Source organism: Candidatus Hydrothermales bacterium (genome assembly GCA_039630235.1).
GTDB lineage: Bacteria > Hydrothermota > Hydrothermia > Hydrothermales > JAJRUZ01 > JBCNVI01.
This window is the reverse complement of the sequence record JBCNVI010000001.1, coordinates 120,574-130,204: the sequence shown is the minus strand read 5'-3', so window position 1 is coordinate 130,204 and position 9,631 is coordinate 120,574. Positions and strand designations below refer to the sequence as shown.

The 9,631-nt window shown below is 34.1% G+C and carries 6 protein-coding genes; all 6 read left to right on the top strand.

Annotated features, from left to right (window positions below; genetic code table 11):
• Positions 1 to 1,188, top strand: a 1,188-nt coding sequence (locus ABDH49_00575) for an RtcB family protein (protein ID MEN3045473.1), incomplete at its 5' end; no start/stop codon positions are given.
• Between the two features lie 178 nt (positions 1,189 to 1,366).
• Positions 1,367 to 4,021 (top strand): pyruvate, phosphate dikinase, encoded by a 2,655-nt coding sequence (gene ppdK, locus ABDH49_00570; protein MEN3045472.1) that lies wholly within the window; start codon positions 1,367 to 1,369, stop codon positions 4,019 to 4,021.
• Complete coding sequence (locus ABDH49_00565; protein MEN3045471.1) at positions 4,011 to 6,890, top strand: DUF2723 domain-containing protein; 2,880 nt, start codon at positions 4,011 to 4,013, stop codon at positions 6,888 to 6,890. The genes ppdK and ABDH49_00565 overlap by 11 nt, the downstream gene beginning before the upstream one ends.
• Positions 6,887 to 7,912 (top strand): M42 family peptidase, encoded by a 1,026-nt coding sequence (locus tag ABDH49_00560; protein MEN3045470.1) that lies wholly within the window; start codon positions 6,887 to 6,889, stop codon positions 7,910 to 7,912. Before ABDH49_00565 ends, ABDH49_00560 begins: the two co-directional genes overlap by 4 nt.
• Positions 7,884 to 8,873: a M20/M25/M40 family metallo-hydrolase gene (locus ABDH49_00555; protein MEN3045469.1), complete on the top strand. Its 990-nt coding sequence runs from the start codon at positions 7,884 to 7,886 to the stop codon at positions 8,871 to 8,873. Before ABDH49_00560 ends, ABDH49_00555 begins: the two co-directional genes overlap by 29 nt.
• Positions 8,870 to 9,631, top strand: a complete 762-nt coding sequence (locus ABDH49_00550; protein MEN3045468.1) for a M23 family metallopeptidase — start codon at positions 8,870 to 8,872, stop codon at positions 9,629 to 9,631. Before ABDH49_00555 ends, ABDH49_00550 begins: the two co-directional genes overlap by 4 nt.

The window sequence follows — 9,631 nt, the reverse complement described above, 5'->3', positions numbered from 1 at the left end:
GTAATCTCGCCTGGTGGTGTAGGATATGATATAAACTGTGGAGTAAGAGTGTTAAGAACAAACCTAAAAAGAGAGGAAATAGAGAAGTATCTTGATAAGCTTTTAGATGCTCTATTTTACAATGTACCATCAGGAGTTGGATCAAAAGGTAAAATAAAAGTAAGTGAGAGAGATTTAGAAGATGTGATGATTCAAGGAGCAAAATGGGCTGTTAAAAAAGGATTCGGTACAGAAGAGGATTTAAAAAGAACAGAGTCCTATGGTTCACTGGAGAATGCCGGAACAGATCCTGTATCTAAGAAGGCAAGAGAAAGAGGAATGCCACAACTTGGTACACTTGGCTCGGGCAATCATTTTCTTGAAATACAGGTGGTCGATAAGATATTTGACGAAGAAGCTGCAAAAAAGATGAACTTATTTTTGGGGCAGGTCTGTATTATGATACATTGCGGCTCAAGAGGATTTGGACATCAGATTGCCGATGATTTTATCAGAATAATGATGAATGCGATGAGAAAATACAATATAGTAGTTCCAGATAACCAACTCGCATGTGCACCTATTTCCTCAAAGGAAGCTCAAGACTATATTAAAGCCATGAATGCTGCTGCAAATTTTGCGTGGTGTAACAGACAAATGATCACTCATTGGGTAAGAGAAAGCTTTGAAAAAGTTCTGGGGAAAAGTTCAAGTGAATTAGGTATAGATATGATATACGATGTAGCTCACAATATCGCAAAGAGAGAAAAACATAAAATTGAAGGAAAAGAAAGGTGGGTCTGGGTTCATAGAAAGGGAGCTACAAGAGCATTTCCTCCTGGTCATCCCGAAATTCCAGAAGTTTATAAAGATATAGGACAACCTGTTTTGATCCCCGGAAGCATGGGAACAGGTTCATATATACTTGTTGGCACACAGAAGGCTATGGAAAAGTCCTTCGGCTCTACTTGCCATGGCGCAGGAAGAGTTCTTTCGAGGGCAGCAGCTATAAAGGCCGCCAAAGGAAGAGATATTCAAGGAGAACTCTTAAAGATTGGAGTAAAAATAAGAGTTGCTTCGAGAGATACAATGGAAGAGGAAATACCAGATGCATATAAAGATCTCGATTTAATAGTAGACGTAGTTCATAGAGCACAAATATCAAAAAAAGTTGCTAGATTAATACCCATTGGAGTAGTTAAGGGATAAAAATACTTATTTTTAGTCTTAAGACTGTGTTTTAATTTCAAAAAGCTAAAGTGTACTCTTCATTTATAGAATAGTTTGAATTTATTAAGTACTTCATTTTAAAATTAACGTTTAAAAGTTAAAAATATACTCATCCGGGTTCTATTCCCCATAGAGTCTAGAAAAATAATCAACAAAGATGAAGAAGTACGTATATTCTTTTGGGGAGAATGAAGCTGAGGGAAATGCGTATATGAAGGATCTTTTGGGAGGAAAGGGGGCTAATCTTCATGAGATGACAAGAATAGGTATAAATGTTCCACCAGGTTTTACTATTTCAACAGAAGCTTGTGTTTATTATTTTAAAAAGAAAACTTTACCTAAAGGGCTAAAAGAAGAAGTCGAAAAAGCTCTTGAATTACTTGAAAAAAGAACAGGTAAAAAGTTTGGAGATCCAAAAAATCCCCTCCTTTTGTCCGTAAGATCAGGAGCTAGAGCCTCTATGCCCGGAATGATGGATACAGTTTTAAATCTCGGACTAAATGATGAAACAGTTATAGGTCTTGGAAATTTAACTGGTAACATGAGATTTTCCTATGATTCCTATAGAAGATTTATAATGATGTTTTCGGATATTGTACTAGGAGTTGAGAGAAGAAAGTTTGAGGAAGTACTTGAACAAAAGAAAAAAGAAAAAGGAGTAAAATATGACCATGAATTGGATGAAAATGATTTAAAAGAAATCGTAGAGAAATTTAAGGATATTGTTAGAAAAGAGAAAAATATTGAATTTCCTCAAGATCCAAAAGAGCAATTATGGAAAGCAATCATAGCAGTTTTCGAGTCCTGGAATAACAAAAGAGCAGTGGAGTATAGAAGAATTTATAAAATTCCAGATAGTTGGGGAACAGCCTGTAACGTTCAAGCTATGGTTTTTGGTAACATGGGAGAAGATTCAGGCACAGGTGTTGCTTTTACTAGGAATCCCTCAACAGGAGAGAAAGAAGTATTCGGTGAGTTTCTTTTTAATGCACAAGGTGAAGATGTTGTAGCAGGAATAAGAACTCCCTTACCCTTATTAGAAGTAAAAGAAAGAAACCCTGAGATTTATGACCAGCTTGTAAGTACTTTTGAAAAACTCGAAAAACATTATAGGGACGTTCAAGATATAGAGTTTACCGTAGAAAAGGGAAAGGTTTACTTTTTGCAAACAAGAGTTGCAAAGAGAACCCCAAAGGCTGCTGTCAAAATAGCCGTAAGTATGGTAAAAGAGGGTATAATCGATGAAAAAACTGCACTTAAAAGAGTTTCTTGTGAAGATATAGAAAAGCTTTTGCATCCACAAATTTCAAGTGAATTTGAGAAAAAGAATACACCTATAGCAGTTGGTCTTCCAGCTTCTCCAGGTGCAGCAGTAGGAAAAATTTACTTTACAGCTGATGAAGCCCTTCAAAGAGCCGAAATGGGTGAACCTGTAATACTTGTAAGACTTGAAACCTCTCCTGATGATATCCACGGCATGGCAAGAGCGAAGGGTATCTTAACAGCAAGAGGTGGTATGACTTCACATGCTGCTGTTGTTGCAAGAGGTATGGGCAAACCCTGCGTTGTTGGTTGTGAGGCTCTTCACATAGATGAACAAAGAAAAGTTATGGAAGTCGGTGGAATAGTGTTAAATGAGGGTGATTTTATAAGTATTGATGGAAACACTGGTAAGGTATACGTTGGGAAAGCTGATCTGATTCAACCAGAGATATTCCCAGAGTTTATGGAGCTCTTAAGTTATGCTGATAAAATAAGAAAACTAGGGGTTAGAGCAAATGCTGATACACCTCAAGATGCAAGAAAGGCAAGAGAATTTGGAGCTCAGGGAATTGGTTTATGTAGAACCGAGCATATGTTTTTTGAGGGAGAAAGGATATATATAATGCAGGAAATGATTCTTGCAGAAACTGAAGAGGAAAGAAAAAGGGCTCTTGAGAAACTTCTGCCCTTACAGAGAGAAGATTTTTATCTAATCTTTAAGGAAATGGACGGTTATCCCGTAACAATTAGAACTCTTGATCCTCCTCTTCATGAATTTTTACCTAAAGATGAAGAATCCATGAGGAAACTTGCCCAGAGGACGGGGAAAAGTTTAGAGGATATTAAAAAGATAACGGAGGCTCTTAAAGAAATGAACCCAATGCTTGGTCACAGAGGATGTAGACTTGGTATCACCTATCCTGAAATTACAGAGATGCAGGCAAGAGCAATCTTTGAGGCTGCCGCAAAAGCTATAAAAGAGGGAATAAAAGTATTTCCAGAAATCATGATACCATTAGTGGGAATAAAGGATGAATTGGTTTTACAGAGAGAAATAGTTGAAAGAGTAGCTAAGGAAGTTATGGAAAGGGAGGGGGTAAAAATTGATTATAAAGTAGGGACAATGATAGAGCTACCTAGAGCATGTGTAACAGCAGGTGAAATAGCAAAGGTTGCAGATTTCTTCTCTTTTGGAACTAATGATTTAACACAAACAGTGTATGGTTTTTCACGAGATGATATTGGAAAATTTTTGCATTACTATATTGAAAAGGGAATTCTAAAGGATGATCCATTTAAAACATTAGACCAAGAGGGAGTTGGTAGTTTAATGAAAACTGCGGTTCAAAAGGGGAGAAAATCAAATCCTAACTTAAAAATTGGAATATGTGGGGAGCACGGTGGTGACCCAGAATCAATTAAATTCTGTCATAAAATAGGTCTTGATTATGTTTCTTGTTCACCCTTTAGAGTCCCGATTGCGAGAATAGCTGCTGCACACGCTCAAATTGAAGAGGAAGGTGAAATGGAAGAGCATTATGGGAAATAAAAACTTAACTAAAGTTTTTTTCTCACTATCTTTTTTAATTACTTTTTCAATTTATCTTAAAACAACGGCTCCTACAATCGTTTTTTGGGATGTCGGGGAGTTTCTGGCAACTTCCTACATCTTAGGTGTACCTCATCCACCCGGTACCCCTCTCTACGTTATTATCGGTAGATTTTTCGCCCTAATTCCTTTACCCTTTTTAAACGTAGTTCAAAAAATTACACTTATCTCAATTCTCTCAGGTGCTTTTTCATCTGCTCTAGGTTATTTGATTCTGTATAAGACTTTAAATAGAGTTACAAAAAAGATTCCAGATATTTTAACTCACTTCTCAGCTTTTATGGGCTCTTTATGTGCACCCTTTGCCTTTACGACCTGGTGGAGTAGTATAGAAGCAGAAACTTACATGCCTTCAACATTTTTTATAGTTCTATCAGTTTACCTTCTTTATAAATGGTGGGAGAAAAAGGATAATAGAGAGTCAGTAAGATATATAATTACTTCCTTTTATCTTTTATCCTTAAGCTCAGGTATTCATCTTTTATCCTTAATCATAGTTCCTGTCCTAATTTTATTTATAATTTTTATCAAAAAGGAAGAAATTTTTAATATACAATTTTTTTCTACGTTAGGCTTCTTTTTTCTTTTTGTAGGCGCACTAAGGGCAACTTACGAACCTTATAGTTTCAGAGCTTTAATCGTTTTTCTAATTTTAGGCTATACTTTAACTTACTTAGGTATATGGGAAAAACATAACAGAAAATTTCTCCTTAATTTTTTTGACATAACTTTCTTTATTTTAGCTTTTACCTCCATTGTTTCTGTTTTTAAAGCTTGGAAAATTTTGATTTTTACTTCAGCTTTTCTAACATTTGTTTTATTTTTCTTATATACAAGACTTTATTTGGATGCAAGAGGTTTTACGCTTCTTATGATTCTTCTTGGAGTGACGCCTGAGGCTTATCTTTTGATAAGGTCAAGATTTGATATTCCTATAAACCAAGTAGAGCCTAAGACTTGGCAAGCCTTTTGGGATGTATTATCTAGGAAGCAGTATGAACCAATGAATATTTTCCCAAGAAGAACTAGTAATGTAAGAGAAGGAGAGTTTATTTCTGTACCTGTCTATAACCAATTTTGGGCTTTTATAGATCAAATTTGGGGATTTCTTTACTACTTCTCTTTTCAATTTATACCTCTTATTTTAATCTTAGGAATTTTAGGTATAATTGCTCATATATACTCAGATATCAAAAGTTTCATATTATTTGGAGGTGCCTTTTTAATGGGCACATTTGGACTTATAGTTCAGCTCAATTTAAATTATCCCTCTACACTTATAACCTTCCTTGAGTATATTAATCAATTTCCAAAATTTCTCTTTTCTCCAAGAATCAGGGAAGTCTTAGCTATTTTTGATCTAAATAGTCCAAATTTCCTTCAACTTTTAAGTTCAATTCCAACTGAGGTAAGAGATAGAGACTACTTTTTCATCCCAGGCTACTTTTTCTTTGGACTATACGCTGGTTTTGGACTTTTTGAAGTTATTAGGTTAACTTTTGAGAATCTAAAAGAAAAATTTCTACCTTACTTTAAATATATTTTTATGTCTATTTCACTTTTAATTCCAATATGGCAAATTACTACATTTTATCATAAAGTTGATAGAAGTTTGAATTACATTGCGGAGGATTATTCTTATAATCTTCTTTCATGTGTTGATGATGGTGGAATAGTTTTCACAAACGGAGATAATGATACTTTCCCTCTTTGGGCGTTACAAAACATATTCGGATACAAAAAAAATGTTATTGTTGCTAACCTTTCTCTTTTAAATACAGATTGGTACAACATACAGCTTAAAAGATGGGGAGTTCCAATTCACTTTTCAGAAGATGAGATAAGAAAACTTGTTCCCTTTAGAACAGATAGGGGAATAATGCTAGTAAGAGATATTATGATAAGAGACATAATCGCTGGTGTATTTGGTTATGAGTTTAACGAAAACACAAAGACAAAAACTTTACCGACTGGGGTTTCAATACCTGAAATATTTCTCTTAAGTGGTGAGGAGTTTATGAAAGAAGTTATAGAAAAGGGTAAAAACAAAAATCCTAATCCACCCCTATTTTTTTCAATGACTTGTGAAAGAAGGGCTTATAAAGACTTTACAGATTATCTTTTACTTGAAGGTATGGTATATAGGCTCACGCCTTTTAAGCAAAGTATAAACTCTCCATTTGGCACTGGGATGGATGTAAAAAAGACCGAAGAATACTTACATAAAAAATTTAAATACAGAGGAATAATAAAGGACGGTAAAAAAGATGAAAGTGTCTTTAAGGATTTAACACATGATAGGTTGCTTGCACAATATAGATCTTTAGCGATAGTTCTTGGTCTTTATTATCAGTCTGTTGGTAATTTAGAAAAAGCAATAAGGGAGTTTGAATTTTCAGAACTTTTTGAAGGAGATGTAAGAGGGGATGAGCCAGATGAAAGGAGAGCATGGTTAGCTGTGAAATTAACATTAGCAGATCTTTATAACCGTGCAGGTATGTTTGAAAAGGCTCTACTTAAAGCTCAAGAAACGTTAAAAGAAGCTCAAGTTCCAGAGGTCTTTAGAGTTATGGGTGAAAGTTATCTTGGATTGGGACAGTTGAATAAAGCAGAAGAAAACCTTAATAGGGCTTTAAGTATGGGATATGTTGATCCCTTTTTAATTATAGATCTTCTTACCCTTTATTATTTAAAGAAAGATACACTTAACTTCAGAAACATCTGGAAGCTCGCTGAAAGATTTAAAAATTTACCCGACTTTGTAAGGACTAAAATAGACTCTTTGAAAAACTTGATGGGTTTAAAATGATAGAGTATTTAAAAGAGTTATCCGAACTAAAGGGACCCTCTGGTAGAGAGGATGAGGTAAAAAACTATATCAAGTCAAAATTAAATGAAAAAGAAATACCCTACGAAGAAGACTTTTTTGGGAATATTTATGTATTTAAAAAAGGAAAAGTAGAAATAAATTTAAACGTAAGCGTGATGGCTCACATTGATGAGGTAGGCTTTATAGTTACTGGGTATACTTCTGATGGTTATATTAAGTTTAGACCAATTGGTGGTATAGATGCGGAGATTTTACCTGGCACAGAGGTGATTTTTTTAAATGGTGTTAAAGGTGTTATTATAAGCCTTCCTCCTCATAGAAAAAAGCAGACTGAATACAGCTTTAAAAATCTTTTAATAGATATAGGGACCTACACAGCTGAAGAGGCAAAAAACAAAGTTGAATTAGGTGAAGAGGGTGTCTTTATGACAAAATTTGAAGAAATTGGTAAAGGAGTTTATAAGGGAAAGTCATTTGATGATAGAGCAGGAACAGCACTAGTTCTTTCTTTAATAATTGATGAGGATCTACCATTTAATACTAATTTTGTCTTTACAGTCCAGGAAGAGACAGGTTTACTGGGTGCAAGAGTCTCATCTTTTAGAAAAAATTTTGACCTTGTTTTTGTTATTGAGGGTACTTTTGCTTTTGAACCTTATCATCCTGAAGAGGAATATTATCCTAAATTAGGACATGGTCCTGTAATCACAAAAATGGACAGATCTTTAATTGTAAATGAAGTCTTGCTAAATTACGTTGAAAAAGCTGCTAAAAAAAATAACATTAAATTTCAATGGAAAATTCCCTTTACTGGTTCAACAGATGGTGGACCTGTTTCTTTATCAAATAAAGGAGTAAAAACTCTTGTTATGGCTATTCCTTGTAGATACATTCATTCAAAAGCTTCTTTGATTTTTGAGGAAGATTATTATAATACTAAAAGATTGCTTTTAAAAACTATGGAGGAGATGTATGGAGAAAGTTTTAAGGGAATTGTGTGAGGTTTTTGGGCCCTCTGGTTTTGAGGAAAGCGTAAAAGCAAAAATTAAGGAACTATTAAAAGAGAAAAAGTTTGATATAAAAGAAGATAGATTCGGGAACTTGGTTGTCTATAATAAAGGAAAAAAACCCACTATAACTTTTTCAGCTCATATCGATGAGATAGGTATTGTTTGTATAGATGCTGACAAAAGAGGATTTTTAAAATGTTCACCTATAGGAGGGGTTTATCCTCATCTTTACACAGGGCATAGGGTTATATTTAGGAACGGTGTTATTGGTATATTCAATGGAAAAAATTGGAAAAAGCACGATGTAGGTAGCTTTGAAGAAATAATTATTGATATAGGCTGTGAATCAAAGGAGGAGGCTCTTAAAACTGTCCCAATTGGAGAGCCGGCGGTGATATATTCAAATTTTGTCATTCAGGACAACAAAATAATTGCGAGAAATTTGGATAATAGAGCAGGTGTTAGCCTTTTATTAAACCTATTAGTGGAAAATGAAGATTTTGAAAGAGATCTATATTTTGTTTTTAATGTCCAAGAGGAGTTAGGTTTAAGAGGAGCAAGAGTTTTCTCTGAATACATTGAAACAGACTTCGTTTTTACAGTAGATGTGTCAACAACTGGAGATACTTATACAGAACCTGAAAGATCTTTTAGATTAGGAGGCGGTGCTGGAATTAGAGTAATGGATTCAAGAACGATATTTCCTCTAAAACTTATAAGTTACCTGGAAAATCTTGCTGAAAAAAGAGGTATTAGAGTTCAAAGAGACGCTGGAAGTTATGGAGTAACAGATGCTTTTTCTATACAAACTGCAAGAGGCGGTCTTCCTACAGTTACTATCACAATACCAATCAGATACTCTCATTCACCTTCTTCTTTTATTTTAAAAAGTGATTTGGAGGAGGTTTATAAGCTTATTAAAGCAATAATTGAGGAACCTCCGCTAAGTTGAGAAAAAGAGGAAAGGGATTATTTTTAAAATTTATACCCGAGGGATCATCAAAAGTAAGAGACATTTATTTATCTCCTTTAATGTTAAAAATTTTGAAGGGATTTATAATTTTTATTATTTCTTTTCAGTTTATTTCACTACTTTTTTCAATTTGGATGTTTAGTAATTTTACTAAGATGAAGTTACTTGAGTATGAACTACAAAAAGCAAAAATTCGTGAGAAGAAAATAGCAGAAATTGAAGAAAAACTTAAAAAGTTTATTGCCTTTTCTAATCAGTTAGAAAATCTCTTAAGACCAGAAAAAGTTTTAAAAGATGTTTCAAAGATAAGAGATACACTTGTGCATAATCTAAGTAAAAAGGAAGAATTCAAAGATTTAACTTTATATTTTGAACCTCCGGTCAAGGGACTGATAAGTAATTTATTTTCTCCCATTCATCCGGGGATTGATATAGTAGCTCCTCTTGGTACACCGGTTAAATCTCCACTTGAAGGTATCGTTATAGAAAAAGGTATTGATAAAGATTTTGGGCTTTATCTCTGGATTGATCATAAAAACGGTATGAAAACATTTTACGGCCATTTAAAAGAAATAGTAGTTAGAAAGGGAGAATGGGTAAAAAAAGGAGAGATTATAGGTAAAGTTGGAAGTACAGGAAAAAGTACAGGGCCACATCTACACTTTGAGATTTGGAATAAGGGTTTCCCTTTAGATCCCTTAAATTTTACAAATTACAATTTTTTTACTTTAAAATAA

Bases quoted from the DNA above. Each gene is read 5' to 3' on its own strand.
- ppdK (MEN3045472.1), top strand. From the start codon at position 1,367: ATGAAGAAGTACGTATATTCTTTTGGGGAGAATGAAGCTGAGGGAAAT.
- ABDH49_00565 (MEN3045471.1), top strand. From the start codon at position 4,011: ATGGGAAATAAAAACTTAACTAAAGTTTTTTTCTCACTATCTTTTTTA.
- ABDH49_00560 (MEN3045470.1), top strand. From the start codon at position 6,887: ATGATAGAGTATTTAAAAGAGTTATCCGAACTAAAGGGACCCTCTGGT.
- ABDH49_00555 (MEN3045469.1), top strand. From the start codon at position 7,884: ATGGAGAAAGTTTTAAGGGAATTGTGTGAGGTTTTTGGGCCCTCTGGT.